The organism is Novosphingobium aerophilum, assembly GCF_014230305.1.
GTDB lineage: Bacteria > Pseudomonadota > Alphaproteobacteria > Sphingomonadales > Sphingomonadaceae > Novosphingobium > Novosphingobium aerophilum.
Map to the genome: position 1 here is coordinate 1 of NZ_JACLAU010000052.1, position 16,922 is coordinate 16,922.

Annotated in this window: 17 protein-coding genes and 1 tRNA gene; 9 read left to right on the plus strand and 9 right to left on the minus strand. The window is 68.1% G+C overall.

The features are described from left to right. Positions 1-377 precede the first annotated feature (377 nt). Positions 378-1,328, plus strand: a complete 951-nt coding sequence (locus tag H7F49_RS17570) for a complex I NDUFA9 subunit family protein (RefSeq protein WP_185684870.1) — start codon at positions 378-380, stop codon at positions 1,326-1,328. 40 nt (positions 1,329-1,368) lie between these two features. Here H7F49_RS17570 and H7F49_RS17575 read toward each other — a convergent pair whose 3' ends face one another. Further along, positions 1,369-2,040, minus strand: coding sequence for a glutathione S-transferase family protein (locus tag H7F49_RS17575; protein ID WP_185684871.1), 672 nt, complete (start codon positions 2,038-2,040; stop codon positions 1,369-1,371). A gap of 148 nt (positions 2,041-2,188) precedes the next feature. Here H7F49_RS17575 and H7F49_RS17580 point away from each other — a divergent pair, with 148 nt between their 5' ends. Then, a complete protein-coding gene (locus H7F49_RS17580; protein ID WP_185684872.1) occupies positions 2,189-2,566 on the plus strand; it encodes a VOC family protein in 378 nt (125 codons plus the stop codon). A 57-nt stretch (positions 2,567-2,623) separates the two neighbouring features. Here H7F49_RS17580 and metW read toward each other — a convergent pair whose 3' ends face one another. Both metW and metX read right to left on the minus strand, forming a co-directional pair. Next, positions 2,624-3,214: a methionine biosynthesis protein MetW gene (gene metW, locus H7F49_RS17585; RefSeq protein ID WP_185684873.1), complete on the minus strand. Its 591-nt coding sequence runs from the start codon at positions 3,212-3,214 to the stop codon at positions 2,624-2,626. Further along, on the minus strand, positions 3,211-4,320 hold the full coding sequence (gene metX, locus H7F49_RS17590) for a homoserine O-acetyltransferase MetX (RefSeq protein WP_185684874.1): 1,110 nt from the start codon (positions 4,318-4,320) through the stop codon (positions 3,211-3,213). Before metX ends, metW begins: the two co-directional genes overlap by 4 nt. 208 nt (positions 4,321-4,528) lie before the next feature. On the opposite strand from metX, the gene hisC reads away from it, so the two are divergent. Both hisC and H7F49_RS17600 read left to right on the plus strand, forming a co-directional pair. Next, positions 4,529-5,626 (plus strand): histidinol-phosphate transaminase, encoded by a 1,098-nt coding sequence (hisC, locus tag H7F49_RS17595; RefSeq protein WP_185684875.1) that lies wholly within the window; start codon positions 4,529-4,531, stop codon positions 5,624-5,626. Next, a complete protein-coding gene (locus H7F49_RS17600) occupies positions 5,626-6,543 on the plus strand; it encodes a prephenate/arogenate dehydrogenase family protein (RefSeq protein WP_185684876.1) in 918 nt (305 codons plus the stop codon). Before hisC ends, H7F49_RS17600 begins: the two co-directional genes overlap by 1 nt. Positions 6,544-6,988: 445 nt before the next feature. Here H7F49_RS17600 and H7F49_RS17605 read toward each other — a convergent pair whose 3' ends face one another. Next, positions 6,989-7,483, minus strand: a complete 495-nt coding sequence (locus tag H7F49_RS17605) for a PEP-CTERM sorting domain-containing protein (protein WP_235982306.1) — start codon at positions 7,481-7,483, stop codon at positions 6,989-6,991. 132 nt (positions 7,484-7,615) lie between these two features. On the opposite strand from H7F49_RS17605, the gene H7F49_RS17610 reads away from it, so the two are divergent. Beyond that, positions 7,616-9,163, plus strand: a complete 1,548-nt coding sequence (locus H7F49_RS17610) for a tetratricopeptide repeat protein (protein WP_185684877.1) — start codon at positions 7,616-7,618, stop codon at positions 9,161-9,163. A gap of 28 nt (positions 9,164-9,191) precedes the next feature. Further along, positions 9,192-10,718: a hypothetical protein gene (locus tag H7F49_RS17615; protein WP_185684878.1), complete on the plus strand. Its 1,527-nt coding sequence runs from the start codon at positions 9,192-9,194 to the stop codon at positions 10,716-10,718. A 24-nt stretch (positions 10,719-10,742) separates the two neighbouring features. Here the strand turns inward: H7F49_RS17615 and H7F49_RS17620 are convergent, their stop codons facing one another. Genes H7F49_RS17620 through ftsE form a run of 5 tightly spaced genes read right to left on the minus strand, consistent with a single transcriptional unit; the run spans position 10,743 to position 15,024 of the window. Beyond that, positions 10,743-12,005: an NRAMP family divalent metal transporter gene (locus tag H7F49_RS17620; protein ID WP_185684879.1), complete on the minus strand. Its 1,263-nt coding sequence runs from the start codon at positions 12,003-12,005 to the stop codon at positions 10,743-10,745. Beyond that, a complete protein-coding gene (locus H7F49_RS17625; protein WP_185684880.1) occupies positions 12,002-12,727 on the minus strand; it encodes a lysophospholipid acyltransferase family protein in 726 nt (241 codons plus the stop codon). Before H7F49_RS17625 ends, H7F49_RS17620 begins: the two co-directional genes overlap by 4 nt. A 6-nt stretch (positions 12,728-12,733) precedes the next feature. Then, positions 12,734-13,264 (minus strand): YdcF family protein, encoded by a 531-nt coding sequence (locus tag H7F49_RS17630; protein ID WP_185684881.1) that lies wholly within the window; start codon positions 13,262-13,264, stop codon positions 12,734-12,736. Between the two features lie 7 nt (positions 13,265-13,271). Further along, positions 13,272-14,285, minus strand: coding sequence for a cell division protein FtsX (locus tag H7F49_RS17635; RefSeq protein ID WP_235982307.1), 1,014 nt, complete (start codon positions 14,283-14,285; stop codon positions 13,272-13,274). 10 nt (positions 14,286-14,295) lie between these two features. Then, positions 14,296-15,024 (minus strand): cell division ATP-binding protein FtsE, encoded by a 729-nt coding sequence (gene ftsE / locus H7F49_RS17640; RefSeq protein ID WP_185684882.1) that lies wholly within the window; start codon positions 15,022-15,024, stop codon positions 14,296-14,298. 217 nt (positions 15,025-15,241) lie between these two features. Between ftsE and H7F49_RS17645 the strand changes: the two genes are divergently transcribed. From H7F49_RS17645 to H7F49_RS17655, 3 genes are all read left to right on the plus strand, one after another. After that, positions 15,242-16,111 (plus strand): MJ0042-type zinc finger domain-containing protein, encoded by an 870-nt coding sequence (locus tag H7F49_RS17645; protein WP_185684883.1) that lies wholly within the window; start codon positions 15,242-15,244, stop codon positions 16,109-16,111. Positions 16,112-16,239: 128 nt separating this feature from the next. Next, positions 16,240-16,326: transfer RNA gene (locus H7F49_RS17650), tRNA-Leu, on the plus strand. Positions 16,327-16,585: 259 nt separating this feature from the next. Beyond that, a partial coding sequence (locus tag H7F49_RS17655) for a sugar phosphate nucleotidyltransferase (protein WP_185684884.1) occupies positions 16,586-16,922 on the plus strand: 337 nt, incomplete at its 3' end.

Sequence of the window (16,922 nt, forward strand, 5' to 3'; positions counted from 1 at the left end):
CCGTGCGGAAGCTCATCTCCATCCTCAATGCCATCGCCCGCGATGACCCGGCATTCCAAACACCATCCACGGTTGCTTGACCCGGGACCGGGCTTGCCTGCCCTGACGGAGGTCAGGGACCCGGGACACGGCTGTTCTTCCCCAAACATCTCCACGCAAGCCCTGCCCCGGGTCAAGCCCGGGACGACGATCAGGGGTTGGTCGTGTGCTCTGTGCAGAGAGAATCTGGATGTCTAATTCCAGGCGCCTTCGGTCCCTGCAATGTGTTCACGCACCCTCGCGTGCCTTTCCCACCGTCTTGCCCGCCGTCACCGGCTGTGCCAAGGCTCGCGGCCTGAATCCAGCCCACCCTCAGCCCAGCAGGACCCGTCCAGATCATGTTCAGCCCCTCCCCCACCCTCAACGGCCAGCTTGTCGTCCTGATCGGGGGCGACGGGTACTTCGGCACCCATATCGCCCAGGAGCTGCTCGCCCGCGGGACGCGGTTGCGGGTGGTGTCGCGGCATCCGGAGAAGGGGTTCCGGCTCAAGCCGCTGGGCAATCTCGGCTCGCTCCAGTTCGTCCGGGCCGACGTGACCCGGACCGAGGCCCATGCCGGGCTGGTCGCAGGAGCCAATGCCGTGGTCAATCTGGCCGGGGCGTTCGGCGGCGATCTGGACCTGCTGCATGTCCGCGCCGCGGGTTCGCTGGCCGCAGCCGCAGCGGCGGCCGGGGCCCGTGCCTTCGTCCAGGTTTCGGCCAACGGCGCCGACGCGGAATCGAAGGTCGCCTATGCGCGGACCAAGGCCCTGGGCGAGGCGGCCGTGCTTGCCGCCTTCCCCGCCGCGACGATCCTGCGCCCCTCGGTGATCTTCGGGCCCGACGACCAGTTCATCAACATGTTCGCCGGGCTGATCGCCCAGGCTCCGGTCCTGCCGGTGTTCGGCCCCGAGGCCAAGCTGCAGCCCGTCTTCGTCGACGATGCGGCCGAGGCCGTGGCCAATGCCCTGGGCAACCCCGAGGCCTTCGGGGGCAAGACCTTCGAGCTGGTCGGGCCCGAGGTGCTGACCATGTTCCAGCTCAACCAGCGCATCGCCTGCGCCCAGGGCCGTCGCACACTGTTCGCGCCGCTGCCCGATGCCGTGGCCAAGCTGATCGCCGCCCTCCCGCTCACCCCGATCTCGCTGGACCAGTTGGCCCTGCTCAAGGCCGGCAATGTGTCGACCGGGCTGCCGGGCCTGGCCGAGCTGGGCGTGCAGGCGCGGCCGCTGGAGCTGTTCCTTGATCGCTGGATGGTCCGCTTCCGCAGCCACGGCCGCTTCGGCAGCAAGCGCGGCCTGGCGGGGTAAAACGCCCTCGGGCCGCCCGGCTTACCGGTTCACGTCGGCCCTACCAGTTCACATCGGCATAATGGCTCGGCGGCTGGATCACTTCCATCCGCTCGGCCAGCAGCGGGCGGAAGCTCGGGCGGCTCTTGAACACCGAATACCAGGCCTTGGCCTGTTCGTGCCCGGCCCAGTCGAGCCCGCCAAGGTAGTCCGCCACCGAGATTTGCGCTGCAGCGGCAAGATCGGCCAGGCTCATCATCGATCCCGCCAGCCAGGGCCGGGTATCGACCAGGTAATCGATGTAGTAGAGATGCTCGTGCGCCAGCTTCATCGCCTCGCGCAGCACCCGGCTGTCGGGCGACTGGCGATAGACCAGGCGCTTCTTCATCCGCTCGTGCACCAGCGGGGCGGTGACGTCGCCGAAGAAATTCTCATCGAACAGGGCGACCAGCCGGCGGGTCTCGGCGCGGTTGGCCGCCGTGCCGTTGATCAACGGATTGCGGTCGACGGTTTCCTCGAAGTACTCGCAGATCGCCCGGCTATCGACCAGGGTGATGTCACGCTGATCGTTGCGGATCACCGGGGTGCGGGCGGCGGGATTCATCCGGACGAATTCGTCCCGCGCCTCCCACGGGTTCTCCCGCCACAGTTCGTAGCCGATGCCCTTCTCCGCGAGCAGCAGGCGGACCTTGCGGCTGAACGGGCAGAGCGGAAACTGGTAAAGCTGCCACATGGCTTAAGCCCATGCCGCAGGCCCGACGCGAAGATCAACCGCGAAAGGCGCTTTTTTCCAGTGCATAACCCGCAGGCGCGCGGCCTCGGGACCGGCTTGACCCGAGCGATGGCCGATCTAGGTTCGGTGAACCAAACGGGAGACGAACGTGTTCACTCATATCATGCTGGGCAGCAACGACATCGCCAGGTCCAAGGCTTTCTATGACGCCATCTTCGCCGCAGCGGGCGGATCCGCCGGCACCCTCACCCCGGACGGCAAGCGGATTGTTTATAACCACAAGGGCGGCATCCTGCTGATCACCACCCCGATCAACGGCCAGCCCGCCTGCGCCGCCAATGGCGGGACGATCGGCCTGCATCTGGACAGCCCCGAGATGGTCGATGCCTGGTGGGCCGCGGGACAGGCCGCCGGCGGCACCGCCTGCGAAGACCCGCCGGGCGTGCGTCCCACCTTCAACATGTACCTGGCCTATCTGCGCGATCCGGACGGCAACAAGCTGTGCGGCACGCATCCGTTGGGGTGATCGGCTCCGGACCGGGCGCCCAGCGGCGCCCGGTTCACGCCAGGATGCTCTGGCCGCTCAGCGCGACAGCAGGAACACCGCGTGCTCGGCGCGCAGGTTTGCCGCCGCGGCGCCGGTCAGGCGATCGCCCTTGAGGAACCACGCCTGCTCCACCCGGATGCCGCGATCCTTCAGCAGGGCGCGGAAATCGTCGATCGTGACGTGGTGGATGTTGGGCGTTTCATACCAGGCCACCGGCAGCAGCCGGGTGACCGGCATCCGCCCGCCCCACAGCAGCGCCAGCCGCACCCGCCAGTGGGCGAAGTTGGGGAAGCTGACCACGGCGCGCCGCCCGATCCGCAGCAGCTCCTCCAGCACCAGATCGGGGCGCTTGGTGGTCTGCAGCGTCTGGCTGAGGATCGCATAGTCGATCGAGGCGTCGGGATAGAACGACAGGTCGGCGTCGGCATCGCCCTGGATGACCGAGAGCCCGCGGGCCACGCATTGCGCCACGTTGGCGGGATCAAGCTCCATGCCGCGGGCATCGCAGTGCCGCTCACGCAGGGCGGAGAGCAGCGCGCCATCGCCGCAGCCGACATCGAGCACGCTTGATCCGGGCGCGACATTGGCGGCGATGATCGCCAGGTCGGGGCGCAGGGGGGCGGTCATCCGAGGAACCCGGCGACCACCCGGTCCAGCGTGGGCACGTCCAGCAGGAAGCTGTCGTGCCCGAACGGAGCGGACAGTTCCATGAAGCTGACCGGGCATCCCGCCGCATTCAGCGCGTGGGCGATCCGGCGGCTTTCCGCGGTCGGGTAAAGCCAGTCGGTATCGAAGCTGACCAGGCAGAACCGCGTGCGCGATCCGGCGAAGGCCGAGGCCAGCCGTCCGCCGTGTTCCTCGGCCAGGTCGAAATAGTCCATGGCCCGGGTGATGTAGAGATAGGCATTGGCGTCGAAGCGGTCGGTGAACGACAGGCCCTGGTGGCGCAGATAGCTTTCGACCTGGAAATCGGCATCGAAGCCGAAGGTCTTGGCATCGCGGTCCTGCAGGTTGCGGCCGAACTTCTCGTGCATGCCCTCTTCGGACAGGTACGTGATGTGCGCGGCCATCCGCGCCACGGCCAGCCCCTTTTCGGGCCCCTTGCCGGCCGCCGCGTAGTAATCCCCGCCGCGCCATTCGGGATCGGCCATGATCGCCTGGCGACCCACCTCGTGAAAGGCGATGTTCTGCGCGGAATGGCGCGCGGTCGAGGCGATCACCAGCGCGCGTTCGACCCGATCGGCGAAGTTGGCGGCCAGGCTGAGCGCCTGCATCCCGCCCATCGATCCGCCCACCACGGCATGGAGCCGGGCGATCCCCAGGGCATCCAGCAGCGCGATATGGCCGCGCACCATGTCGCGGATGGTGATCACCGGAAAGCGCATGGCCCAGGGCTGGCCATCGGGCGCGGGACTGGCCGGGCCGGTCGATCCCATGCAACTGCCGATCACGTTGGCGCAGATCACGAAGTGGCGATCGGTGTCGATCGGCAGCCCCGGCCCGACCATGCGCACCCACCAGCCCGGCTTGCCGGTGATCGGGTGCGGGCTGGCGACGTACTGGTCGCCGGTCAGGGCATGGCAAATCAGGATCGCGTTCGACGCTTCGGCATCCAGCGTGCCGTAAGTCTCGTAAGCGATGCGCACGCCGGGCAGGTCCTTGCCGCAATCGAGCGGCAGGGGTGCGGTCAGGTCGAGCACCTGGCTGGCAGCAGGGAGCGGAGCAGTCGCCATCGGAGGCGCGGGATTGCCGGGAAAGTCGGCTCCGTGTCAATGGCGGGATGGGGTGGGACAATGATGGGCCAGACCCACCCGACTGTCACAGCGGCACGGTTCGTCATCCTGAACGTGTTTCAGGATGACGATGGTTTGCGTCGGAGGAGCGGGTGAGCGCCACCCAACCCATTGCCCCCGCCCGCGATGCCCCCTAAAGCGCGCCACCATGACCACCGCGCCCGTGCCCAAGAGCTGGATCAGCGCGATCCAGGCCTATGTTCCCGGCAAGTCCGCCGGCGCCGACGGCCGCCCGCTGATCAAGCTGTCCGCCAACGAGAACCCGCTGGGCACCAGTGCCCTGGCCCTGGCGGCCCGGGCCGAGGCGGTTGCCCCTGCGGCCTATCCCGATCCGGACAGCAAGGCGCTGCGCGCCGCGCTGGGCGAACGCCACGGGATCGACCCGGCCCGCATCGTGATGGGCACCGGATCGGATGAGATCCTCCACATCGCCGCCCAGGCCTATGCCGGCCCCGGGGACGAGGTGATCTACGTCCGTTATGGCTTCTCGGTCTACGACATCGCCGCGCGGCGCTGCGGGGCAACCCCGGTGGTCGCGCCCGATGCCGATTACGGCACCGATGTCGATGCCCTGCTGGCACTGGTGACCGAACGCACCCGGGTGGTCTTCGTCGCCAATCCGAACAATCCCACCGGCAGCTTCCTGCCCCGCGGCGAGATCGCCCGGCTCCACGCCGGACTGCCGGCCGACGTGCTGGTGGTGCTCGACCAGGCCTATGCCGAATACCTGGCGCCCGAGGATGACGACGGCGCCCTGGCCCTGGCCGCGGCCCACAACAATGTGCTGGTCACGCGGACCTTCTCGAAGATCTATGGCCTGGCCGGCGAACGGATCGGCTGGGGCACCGGCGCGCCCGGGCTGATCGACGCGCTCAACCGCATCCGCGGGCCGTTCAACGTGACGAATAGCGGGCAAGCTATGGCCCTGGCGGCGGTGGCCGACCAGGCCTTCGTCACCCGTGCGCGCGAACACAACGCCGCCGAACGGGCCCGCTTCGTCGCCGCGCTCGAGGCGATGGGCAACCACGGCCTGCGCCCCCTGCCCAGCCAGGCCAACTTCGTGCTGGTCCTGTTCGAAGGCGCGCTCAGCGCCGAGACCGCTTATCAGGCGCTCGCCGAGGCGGGCTACATTGTCCGCTGGCTGCCCAATCAGGGCCTGCCGCAGGCGCTGCGCATCACGATCGGGACCTCGGCCCAGATGGACGATGTCACGGCCGTGCTGCGGCGCCTGACCGGGGCCGGCTGATGCCCTTCCGCCACGTCGCGATCATCGGCCTGGGACTGCTCGGCGGGTCGATCGGGCTGGCCGTCCAGCAGCACCTGCCGGGGGTGCGGACCAGCGGGTTCGACCTCGATCCGGCCACGCGGGCCCGGGCCCGGGAACGCGGGCTGGCGGCCCTGGTGCCCGAGACCGCGGCCGAGGCCGTCGCGGGGGCCGACCTGGTGATCTTCTGCGTGCCCGTGGGCGCGATGAGTGCCGCCGCCGCCAGCGTGGCGGGAGCCCTGGCGCCCGATGCGCTGGTCAGCGATGTCGGTTCGTCCAAGCAGACCGTGGTGCGCGAACTGACCCAGGCCCTGCCCGGGATCGACGTGATCCCGGCCCACCCCGTCGCCGGGACCGAGCATTCCGGCCCCGATGCCGGCTTCGCCGCCCTGTTCCGCAAGCGCTGGTGCATCATCACCCCGCCCGCCGAGGCCAGCATCGCCAAGCTCGATTCGCTCAGCCGGTTCTGGGAAGCGATCGGGGCGACGGTGGAGATCATGACCCCCGAGCACCACGATCTGGTGCTGGCGGTGACCAGCCACCTGCCCCACCTGATCGCCTACACCATCGTCGGCACGGCATCGGACCTGGAAGAGGTGACCCGCAGCGAGGTGATCAAGTATTCGGCCGGCGGCTTCCGCGACTTCACCCGGATCGCCGCATCGGATCCGACGATGTGGCGCGATGTGTTCCTGTCCAACCGCGATGCGGTGCTGGAAATGCTGCAGCGCTTCACCGAAGACCTGACCGAATTGCAGAAGGCAATCCGCAAGGGCGATGGTGAGATGCTGTTCGACCAGTTCACCCGCACCCGCGCGATCCGCCGGTCGATCATCGCCGAAGGCCAGGACGACGCCCGGCCCGACTTCGGCCGCGGCGATCACCAGAGCGACGGCTAGGCGTTTGAATTGAGGTGAAGTCGGGTTTCGGCCGGGATCAGTAGTGAAATCCCGCTCTGTTTCCGCACCAAGCCCCGCTCAGCCTGAGCCTGTCGAAGGCCACGCGCAGGCATCCGCCCCACATTCCTGCGACCGTGCCCCCAGATGGAACGATCCGCATACCCAGCTCAACCGCATCACATGGGCTTCGACAGGCTCAGCCTGAGCGCGGTTTGGGTATATCCGACTGTGGAGTTGGTGACTCCATTCGTCGAGCCGCCCAACGTCCGCTCCCCACCCATCCCGGCTATTCCCTGTGGTGTCGAACCTGTCCACCGCGCCCGGGAGCCCGCCACGGGCAGGCCCTCCCCCGGACGACGCAGCAACAAAAAACCCCGCCGGTGAGGCGGGATTTTTCGTATCGCCGGCGAGGATGGGCCTCGGGCGACAGGCGTGCGGCATGGCCTCAGGCGGCAACAGCCTTGCGGCGGCGGGCGAAGGCCAGGCCAAGGACGCTGGCGCCCAGCAGGCCGACCATGCCCGGCTCGGGAACCGCGCTGTAGTTCTTGATGGTGGTGACGTAGTCGCCGCCCTGGATCGGGTTGCCCCACCAGGCCCACAGGTTCACGCTCGACCCGCTCATGATCAGCTTCTGCGGGTGCGTGGTGGTCGCGTTGAGCGGGTTGTCGGTCAGCCACTGACCGTTGATCAGACGGGTGCCGTCCAGCGCCGAGAGCACGGCGGTGAAGGTCGGCGTGGCGCCGCCGATGAACTTCGAGAAGTCGGCGCTCTTCATGGAGGCGTTGATGGTCGCGCCCTTGAAGGTGGCGGTGTTCAGCACGTTGTCGATGGTCAGAACATCGTTGTTCGTCATCGTGTAGGTGTAGGTTGCGGCCGAGGCCGGGCTCACTGCGGCGAGGGCAGCGACGGCGGCGAGCGCTTTGAGCGAAGTCTTAAGCATTGTTCGTTACCCCGTTGCGAGTGAACTGTTGGCGTGGAGCCCGGTCGGGAGCGGTTGGTTCGCCTCTCGAGACACCGCGTCGACGCAGTCCGTAGCGCCTTCATTCGCTGCGGAACGACGCGGGACAAGACAATGAGAGCTTCCAAGGCGGCCATTTCTGCTCTTTTTTTCGCACTTGCCGCGTGCGGATCGCCTTCTGTGCCGAAACCGGACGATATCGAGGCGTTGATTAACGCGGGCGACATCCTGACCGCCCAAAAGGCAGCACTTGCGGCCGGTGAGGCCAATCCGGGTGACCCCCGAATCGCCTTCCTCGATGGACAGATCGCACTGGCGCTCGGCAACTACGATCGCGCCCAGACCAAGTTTCAAGCCTTGCTCAACGATCCCGCCATGGGCAGCCGTGCCAAGGTGCTGCTGGCCAAGACCCGGCTGATGGCCGGTCAACCGCGCGAGGCGCTCGATCTCCTGGGGAATGGTCCTTACTCCGATGGCCTGGCCTATGCCGTGGCCGCTGGCGCGAAGATGGCCACGGGCGACTTCGATGCTGCGGACGCGCTTCTGGCCAAGGGTCTTGCCGCCTATCCGCAATCGACCGATCTGAAGGTGCTGGTCGGCGAACGGGCACTTCAGGACGGCGACCGTGACCGGGCGGGGCAGATGGCGGCGGAGGCGGTCAAGGCCAGCCCCAAGGATGTGCCCGCCCAGCTCTTGGCCGCCAGGGTGGCGCTGATCGGCGGCAAGCTGGACGAAGCCGATCGGCATTTTGACGCCGTCCTCGCGCTGCGTCCCAAACACCAGACCGCCATGCTCGGCAAGGCCACCATCGCCTATGACCGCGGCGATCGCGATGGCGCCAAGGCGATTCTGGATGCTGCGGCGAATGCCATGGGCCAGAACGCCATCGCCGTCGGCTACTTCCGTGCTCAACTGGCGTTCGACGCCGGCAAGACCGAGGAAGCCAACTCGATCCTGCTCGGGCTGGGAGAGGTCGGACAGTTTCCGCCAGCGGTGATGTTGTCAGGACTGGTTGCCACAAAGCGCGGCCAGCATGAACAGGCGGTGGCGCTGCTCAACAGGTTCCTCCAGCAAGGGGGTGAAGACGGCCGTGCTCGCGTAGCCCTCGCCGAATCCTATCTGGCACTGGGCGACCGTGACGCCGCCTGGAAGGCGCTGCAGCCTGTGGCCGACGCGGCCAATGCGCCCGCCGCGGTGCTCGGCATGGCGGCGGACCTTACCGCGCAGCTGGGGCTGCCCTCGTCCGCAACGTACAAATCACGCCAGGCCGCGGCGGCCAATCCAGGACCTCAGGGCCAGCAGCTCGCTGCCGCCGACGCGGCAATTCGGGCCGGCGATTGGGCCAAGGCCAACACCATCTACACTCAGCTTCTCGCCAAGGACCCGGCCAGCTCCAACGTCATCCTGCTCAACAATGCCGCAATGGCAGCCACCCAACTGGGCGATCTGCCTCGGGCGGTTGCCATCGGCCGACGCGCCCTGGCTGCAGCACCGAACGACCCGATCGTACTCGACACCCTGGCCTGGGCGCTGTTCCGATCCGGTGGCGCCACGCCCGAGGCGGTTGATCTGATGCGTCGCGCGCTCGCCGCCATGCCCGGTAACCCTGAAATCCGCCAGCACGCGCTGGCCTTTCAGGGCGCCATGAAGACCGCACGCTGAACGAAGTGCCCGATCAGGACAGTGATCAATGAAAACGAGGCTCCGCACCACGTCGACCCTTTTGGTTCCGGCCTTCATCCTGATGTCGAGCCCGGCGCTGGCCCAAGCGGCCGATCCCGACTGGAACGTCCGGCTGAAGCGGCTCGAAGAAGCCAACGCGCGCCTCCAGGCTGAGGTCCAGGCACTGCGTGAACAGGCTGCTGCGCAGGCTGCGGCACCGGTTCCCGCACCTTCTCCGCAGACAACACCTGCTGCCGCATCAGCGCCAGATGACCTTATGCTTGCCGCCGCGCCGGTCGCCGCGTCGGCACCAGTTCCGCGCCAGACGATCGGGCTGAGCCCGGCCTACAGCCGCGCGATCCTAGAGCACACCGAAGGGGTAAACGATCGTACCTTGATCCAACTGCGCGCCCGACGCGACGGCCAGCTCGACAACACCGTCACCGTCAGCGGTCGCGTGGTGGTGATTGGCGATTTCCACCATTCCAACCGCGCCAACAAGTTCGGCTATCTGATGCGCCACCCCACGGGCAACAATCAGCGCACCTTCGACACGCAGGAAATCACGGTCAACAGCGCTCAGTTGGCCTTCACATTCAACCCCCATCCCGACTTCACCGGTTATGTCGAGATGCTCTACGATCCGGAACAGAGCTTTGGAGCGGGGACGCTGACGGCCCTGACCCGCAACCAGGTTCAGGTGCGCAAGGCCTATATGTTGTGGGGCAACCTTGCCAAACGGCCGATCTATGCAGCCGCCGGCAAGCTCGACGTGCCTTTCGGCCTGCAGGATTCGGTCAGCCCGTTTTCCAACAGTTCGGTCTGGCATGCCTTCGCCCCGCTCGCCTACGGCGGCCTGCTCGGCTACTATGACGGCAGTTTGAGCCTGCGGGGCATGGCCGTGGTCGGCGGGGCGCAGTTCCGCAGCGCCAACATGCCGGTCGACGGGACCGCCGTGCCGTCCAAGCTGAACAACTTCGCGATCGATGGCAGCTATACAGTGCGCATCTCGCCAGACACCAGCTTCATGGCGGGAGCAAGCTATCTGCGCGGTTCGGCCTATTGCCAGCCCTATCCTGTCCAGCATTTTGGGGCCTGCAGCGTGGCAGTGCCGGCGTGGTCAGTCTATGGACGGCTCGATGCCGGCCGGCTGCGCCTGATTGGCGAACTTTCGCGCACCACCCGGATCTGGCCGGGCACCCGCGTGCCGGACCCGAATAACCCACTGTCGCTCTTCCCCGCCTCGAGGGTCAGCGCTTTCACCGTCGGCGCGCGCTATCGACCCAAGCTGGTCGACGGTCTGCGGGTGAGTGCCGAATACAGCAAATTCATCCCGGGTGCCGTCGGATCGCCGTGGCATCGTCAGGATCAGCTCACCCTGGGGCTGGCGCAACAGCTCGGCGAGACCATCGAGCTGTTCGGCGAATATGTCCGCGTCAAGGGCTTTGTCCCACTCAACTTCCTGTCCGGCGGCAATTTCCCTGACGGCAGCACCTGGTCAGATCAGGACGCCAAAAGCCGTGTTGTCGTCGTGGGGGTCAAGGCCGGGTTCTGATCCGGCGTCTCCCGCTCAAGCCGCTCAACTGAGCAGAAAGACCAGCGCGACCACCCCCATCACGGCGGTGGAAAGCCACCCGCCGAGCGTCAGCAGCGGGGAAATCGTCAGCCGGTGCATCACCCGCGGATTGCGGGCGATCAGCATGGTCACGACCATCAGCGGCGGGGCGAGCAGGCCATTGACCACCGCGCTCCAGTACAGCGCGCGCATCGGATCGATCGCCAGCAGGTTGAGCGCGATCCCTCCCGCCGTGGCCAGGGCGATCACCGCGTAGAAGGCCCGGGCCTCGCGCGGGCGCCGGTTCAGCCCTTCGGCCCAGCCGAACGCCTCGCTCACCGCATAGGCCGCCGATCCGGCGAGGACGGGCACGGCGAGCAGCCCGGTGCCGATGATCCCCACCGCGAACAGGGCAAAGGCCAGGTCCCCGGCGATCGGGCGGAGCGCGCCGGCCGCCTGGGCGGCGCTTTCGATCCGGGTCACGCCATGGGCATGCAGGGTCGCCGCGGTCGCCACGACGATGAACAGGGCAACGATGTGCGAAAAGCCCATCCCGATCAGCGTGTCGGTGCGAATGCGGGCCAGTTCCGGACCGGCCATGCGGCGCGGCGAGACCATCAGCGGCTTGACGTGGCGGCGACGCTGTTCCTCCACCTCCTGCCCGGCCTGCCAGAAGAACAGGTAGGGGCTGATCGTTGTGCCGAAGATCGCGACCAGCGCCATGGCCTCGTCCTGGCCGAACCGGAACGACGGCACCAGCGTCCCGCGCAGGGCCTCGCCCGCGGGGACCCGGGCGACAAAAACCACCGCGACATAAGCGAACAGCGACAAGGTCGACCATTTGAGGATGCCGGCATAGCGATCGTAGCTCAGCCAGATCTCGAGCCCGACCGAGAGCACCCCGAACATGGCGACATAGGCCAGGGCCGGGCCGGGCAGCAGCAGGGCCAGCGATTCCGCCATGGCGCCCAGATCGGCGCCGATGTTGATGACATTGGCGATCAGCAGCAGCGTGACCACACCGCGCAACAGCGCCGGAGGATAGTGCTGGCGCAGGTTCTGCGAGATGCCCTTGCCGGTCACCGCCCCGATCTGGGCACAGACCGCCTGGATCGAGGCCAGCAGCGGAAAGCCGAAGAACAGCGTCCAGGCCATGCCATAGCCGAACTGGGCGCCGACCTGGCTGTATGTGCCGACCCCGCTGGGATCATCGTCGGCCGCCCCGGTGACCAGCCCGGGCCCAAGCACCTTGTACCATGGCCGGCGGGTCTTGCGGGGCGGGCTCACGCGCGCTCGACCGGGTTCAGCGCATTGATCGCGGCGTGAACCCGCGCCTCGATCTCCTCGCGCGGAAGGCCGGGCGGGATCGTCTCGCCGAAGCGGTAGGTGATCGTCCCGCGGCGCTTCCAGCGCCCCCGGAACAGCGCCCCGCTGTCGAGCGCCACCGGCACCACCGGCAGGCCGAGCAGCTTGTAGACGCCGGCGAAGCCCGATTGCAGCGGCGGCTGCCGACCATGGGGGACCCGGGTGCCTTCGGGAAAGATCGCCAGGACCCGCCCTTCGGCGGTACGCTGGCGCGCCTCGGCGATCATCTGCCGCAGGGCCTTGGCGCCCTGATCGCGTTCGACCCCGATCAGGCCATAGCGGCGGCCCGCCTTGCCCCAGGCCGGCACCCGCAGCAGTTCCATCTTGGCGAAGACCGCCGGGCGATCCAGCAGCACCGGCAGATCGAGCGCCTCGAACAGGCTTTCATGCTTGAGCGCGACCAGCAAAGGGCCGCTCGGCACGGGGCCCTCGATCCGGATCGCGATGCCCAGCACATGGACCACGCACCACCTGTGCCAGCGGGTCCAGGCGTGCACCGTCTGGACGAACCCCGTGCCCGGCAGCAGCATTCGCGTCGCCACCACCGGGCCAAGCAGGACCGATCCGCCGTAGAACAGCACGTAATAGAGGATCGAGCGCAGGACATGGCCTGCTGTGGTCGCGGTCCGATGGGCATGCGTCATGGTCGGTCAGTCACCCCAGGTCCGCTGGATCACCCGGGCGATCAGCTTGTGGTACTCCAGGAACAACGCATAGAAGCTGGGTTGGGTCGGCACGGCATCCTCGATCACGATGACCCCGGCCGGCGCAACCTGGGCCAGGTCGAAGGCGGCGCGGCGCATATGCCAGTCGCTGGTGACCAGTCGCACCGAATGCATCTTGTGCCGGGCGATCCACCGGGCCGCCTCGCGCGCGTTGCTGCGGGTATCCACCGATTCGTAACCCAGCGTGATGCAGCAGCGCAGCAGGCCATCGTCGATGCGGTACTCCGCCGCGAACTCGCGCGGACGCACCTCGCGGTCGACCCCGGAGACCAGCAAACGCGGCGCCAGGTGATGCTCGATCACCGCGATCCCGCGCTCGATCCGCCCGCCCGAACCGGTCAGGGCGACCACGCCGTCGGTCTTCACCGTGCCGGCCGGGCGCGGCAAGAGGATCGCGAACCAGAGGAACCCGAGCACCCAGATCAGGGCGAGGGACGAGACCAGCCGACGGATCATGCCACGCCTATAGCATGCCCTTGAGCGCGCGCATCACGGTCCAGCGGGCGGTCAGCGTTGCCAGGGCCACCGCACCCACCGGAATCAGCGCCAGCACCGCCCAGTCCGACCAGCCCAGCGCCCCTCCGGTCACCAGCCCGGCCTGCAGCGCGCCGAACGTGCGGCCCAGCAGCACGACCACGATCCAGGCCGCGGCAAAGCCCGCGATACTGCCTCCCGCCGCGTCGATCGCGGTCGATCGCTGGAAGATCTGCGCGATCTGGGCATCGGTACCGCCCAGCAGGTGAACGATCTCGATCGTGCCACGGTTGTTGCCCAGGGCCGTCCGCGCCGCCAGCAGCACCGCCGCGCCGGTGGCCAGCCCGAGCAGGACGATCAGCGCCAGCGCCAGCCAGGTGAGCGATTCGATCGCGCCGAACACCGGGGTCAGCCAGGTCGACTGGGCATCGACCCGGGCGGCGGGCACCTCGCGCTGGAGCACTGCCCGCAGCGCGGCCAGCCGCGCCGGATCGGCCGGACCTGCCAGCCGCGCGTCGATCAGCGCGGGGACCGGGAGATCGGCATAGGCCGAACCGCCGGCACTGTCCTCGATCTCGGGCGCGTCCTGCCCCAGCCAGGGTTCGACCAGCGCGTCGAGCTCGCCCTGCGGCACCAGCTCGACGTCGCTGACCCCGGGCTGTTCGCGCAGGACCAGGGCGGCCCGTTCGGCCAGCCGGGCCCGCACCTCGGGCCGGGCCTCGACAATCTGGACGGTGATCCCGCCAGCCAGGTCGGAGGTCGCCGCGCGGCCAGTGTTGCGCAGGGCCAGGGCCCCGGCCGCGGCAATCACCATCAGCCCGACCATGATCGCGATCACCCAGGGGATTGGGCCCTGCAGGCGCTCCTGCGGCACGATCTGGGCCTGGGCCCGCTCCTGCCGAGACCAGCGGCGACGGTCGGTCCCCGCATTGTCCTCGGGTCCGGTCGGGCCGGCCGGCTCGCTGAGCCGGCGCTGGGTGGCGAAGCTGTCAGGTTCGTCCATGCCGCAACCCTCAGAGCGGCCCGACCGCACGACGCGGCGGATAGCGCAGCGCCCCGGTGGGATCGGACAAGCGTCCCCGGTCAAGCCGCATGATCAGGCTGTCGGGCACCTGGCGCAGCAGGTGGGCATCGTGAGTCGCCACCACCACCGTCGTGCCCAGGCGGTTCATCGCCTCGAACAGGCGGAGCAGCTTGACCGCCATCTCGGGATCGACGTTTCCGGTCGGTTCGTCAGCCACCAGCAACTGCGGACGACCGATCACCGCGCGGGCGATGGCCACGCGCTGCTGTTCGCCACCGGATAGGGTGGCCGGCCGCGCCGCCATGCGATCGGCCAGCCCAACCCATTCCAGCATGTCGCGAACCGGCTGGGCCAGCTCGCTTTCCGCCACCCCCGCCACGCGCAGCGGCAGGGCCACGTTGTCGAAGGCAGACAGGTGCGGAACCAGACGGAAGTCCTGAAACACCACCCCCAGGCGGCGGCGCAGCAGGGGCAGCCGGTCGCGCGGCAGGGTGATCGTGTCGGTGCCGAACATCCGCACCACCCCGCGCGAGGGACGCTGCGCCAGGTAGAGCAGCCGCAGCAACGAGGTCTTGCCCGCTCCGCTCGCCCCGGTGAGGAAATAGAAGCTGCCCGGATAGAGCGTGAACGAAACGTCGCTCAACACCTCGCGGCTGCTTTCATACCGCAAACCGACGTTGTCGAACTGGACGATCTCGCCCCCGGCCGCCGCCGTCATGGCGCGGGAGCCCTGCAGGGGCCGATCATGCCGGGCTCAACTTCATCACCTTCGGTCAATCCCCCTGAACCCGGGGTCGCGCTGCTTGCCGACCGGGCCCGAACCTCACCTCTCCGGATGCTATAGCCACCAATCGATGTGGAAAAAAGGGGCGTGCGCGAACAGCTTGGCCGTGGCGGCCTTGTCGCACCGCCCGGGGCAGGGCATGACGGGATGAATGATCATCGCCTGCCCTGCCTGCGCGACCCGGTACGTCGTGCCCGACAGCGCCATCGGCGTCGATGGCCGTACGGTGCGATGCGCCAAGTGCCGCCACAGTTGGTTCCAGGCCGGGCCCGAGATCGCCATTCCGGCCGACCGAGCCGAACCGCGTCCGGCAACGCCCGCCCCCGTGCCGCAACGGGAGCCTGCCCCATCCGCCATGCCGCGGCCGGATGCGGACCGGCCCGATCAGCCTCAAGCGGATGCGTTCCGGACCGCGGGCTCGGCGGTTGCCGAGCGGCCGGTGGCGCCCCCGCCTGTCCCGGACTATCCGGTCGCCGCCTCGCCAGCCGCCAGCGCTCCGACGCCGGACCCGATCCCGCCGCGGGTCTACGACGATGATGACAGCCTGGGCTATGGTGCGTCGACCTTCGCCCACGAACCCCCGTTCCGCCCGCGCCGCAACTGGCTGAAGATTTACACGCTGGGTGCGGCGGCCTTCGCCGTGGTGGCCTGCGTGGGGATCGCGGCGGTCGCCTGGTACGGCCTGCCCGACTGGGCCCCGCTCGCCCGCCAGTCCTTCGCCGATGCCCAGCCCGACCTGACCCTGGACTTTCCGCCCAACCGCATGGATCGCCGCACCCTGCCCAACGGGACGAAGTTCTTCGGGATCAGCGGCAAGGTCACCAACGTCGGCAAGGAACGCCGCACCGTGCCCTCGATCCGGTTCGTGCTGCAGGACAAGCAGGGCCTGACTGTGTACCAGTTCGACATCGCGCCGCCCAAGCGGCAGCTCGCCCCCGGGGAAAGCGTGACGATCAACGAAGCGCGCACTGACGTACCCGCCACGGCCGTTGCCGTGCTTTATGGCTGGACTCCCGGCTGACCCGAGCCGGCCGCCCGGGCCCGGCCAAAACCGCACATCGGCGCTTGCGCCCCCCCGACCGGTTTGCTACGGGCCCGCTCCTACCCCGCGGGGCGGTCTTCCACAGCGAAGCCGATCCTGTCGATTTAGCGGTCGTGGCGGAATTGGTAGACGCGCAACGTTGAGGTCGTTGTGGGCGAAAGCCCGTGGAAGTTCGAGTCTTCTCGACCGCACCAGACAGTCGGACATTGTCATCCGATCATCGCCTTCGGGCGAATCCGTCATGAAAGATCGACCAGGGCAACAAGGTTCAGCTTATCTTGCCAGGACAGTTCTCACTCTGAAACCTTGCAACAATTCACTGAAGAAGTTGACCCGAGGTCGGGTTTTAAATGAAGAATTGAAATCACCGATAAATCCAAGGTCAGAGTTGTTGCATTGGCTCGCGTTCCCTGCTGAAGGCTCGCTCCGACTAATCCCACAAGAGTCCTGACAATGGCTCACAAACTCACCCCGGTTGTTCTTTGTGGCGGCAGTGGCACGCGGCTGTGGCCGCGCAGCCGGGCGGCCAAGCCCAAGCCGTTCCTGCCGCTGGTGGGCGAGGGGACGCTGTTCGAGGCGACCCTGGCGCGCTGCGCGGACGAGGCGCGGTTCACGGCGCCGCTGGTCGTCACGGGCACGGCGCACCTTCCCCATGTCGAAGCCCAACTGGGACCGCGCGGGGGCGAGATCGTGGTCGAGCCGGCGGCCCGCAACACCGCGGCGGCGATCGCGCTGGCGGCCCTGCGGCTGCCGCCCGAGGCGATCATGCTGGTCTGCCCGAGCGACCATC

What these genes read in the sequence shown, in the direction of transcription:
- H7F49_RS17570 (WP_185684870.1), top strand. Translation starts at nt 378, where the DNA reads ATGTTCAGCCCCTCCCCCACCCTCAACGGCCAGCTTGTCGTCCTGATC.
- H7F49_RS17575 (WP_185684871.1), bottom strand. Translation starts at nt 2,040, where the DNA reads ATGTGGCAGCTTTACCAGTTTCCGCTCTGCCCGTTCAGCCGCAAGGTC.
- metW (WP_185684873.1), bottom strand. Translation starts at nt 3,214, where the DNA reads ATGACCGCCCCCCTGCGCCCCGACCTGGCGATCATCGCCGCCAATGTC.
- metX (WP_185684874.1), bottom strand. Translation starts at nt 4,320, where the DNA reads ATGGCGACTGCTCCGCTCCCTGCTGCCAGCCAGGTGCTCGACCTGACC.
- hisC (WP_185684875.1), top strand. Translation starts at nt 4,529, where the DNA reads ATGACCACCGCGCCCGTGCCCAAGAGCTGGATCAGCGCGATCCAGGCC.
- H7F49_RS17600 (WP_185684876.1), top strand. Translation starts at nt 5,626, where the DNA reads ATGCCCTTCCGCCACGTCGCGATCATCGGCCTGGGACTGCTCGGCGGG.
- H7F49_RS17605 (WP_235982306.1), bottom strand. Translation starts at nt 7,483, where the DNA reads ATGCTTAAGACTTCGCTCAAAGCGCTCGCCGCCGTCGCTGCCCTCGCC.
- H7F49_RS17610 (WP_185684877.1), top strand. Translation starts at nt 7,616, where the DNA reads ATGAGAGCTTCCAAGGCGGCCATTTCTGCTCTTTTTTTCGCACTTGCC.
- H7F49_RS17615 (WP_185684878.1), top strand. Translation starts at nt 9,192, where the DNA reads ATGAAAACGAGGCTCCGCACCACGTCGACCCTTTTGGTTCCGGCCTTC.
- H7F49_RS17625 (WP_185684880.1), bottom strand. Translation starts at nt 12,727, where the DNA reads ATGACGCATGCCCATCGGACCGCGACCACAGCAGGCCATGTCCTGCGC.
- H7F49_RS17630 (WP_185684881.1), bottom strand. Translation starts at nt 13,264, where the DNA reads ATGATCCGTCGGCTGGTCTCGTCCCTCGCCCTGATCTGGGTGCTCGGG.
- H7F49_RS17635 (WP_235982307.1), bottom strand. Translation starts at nt 14,285, where the DNA reads ATGGACGAACCTGACAGCTTCGCCACCCAGCGCCGGCTCAGCGAGCCG.
- ftsE (WP_185684882.1), bottom strand. Translation starts at nt 15,024, where the DNA reads ATGACGGCGGCGGCCGGGGGCGAGATCGTCCAGTTCGACAACGTCGGT.
- H7F49_RS17645 (WP_185684883.1), top strand. Translation starts at nt 15,242, where the DNA reads ATGATCATCGCCTGCCCTGCCTGCGCGACCCGGTACGTCGTGCCCGAC.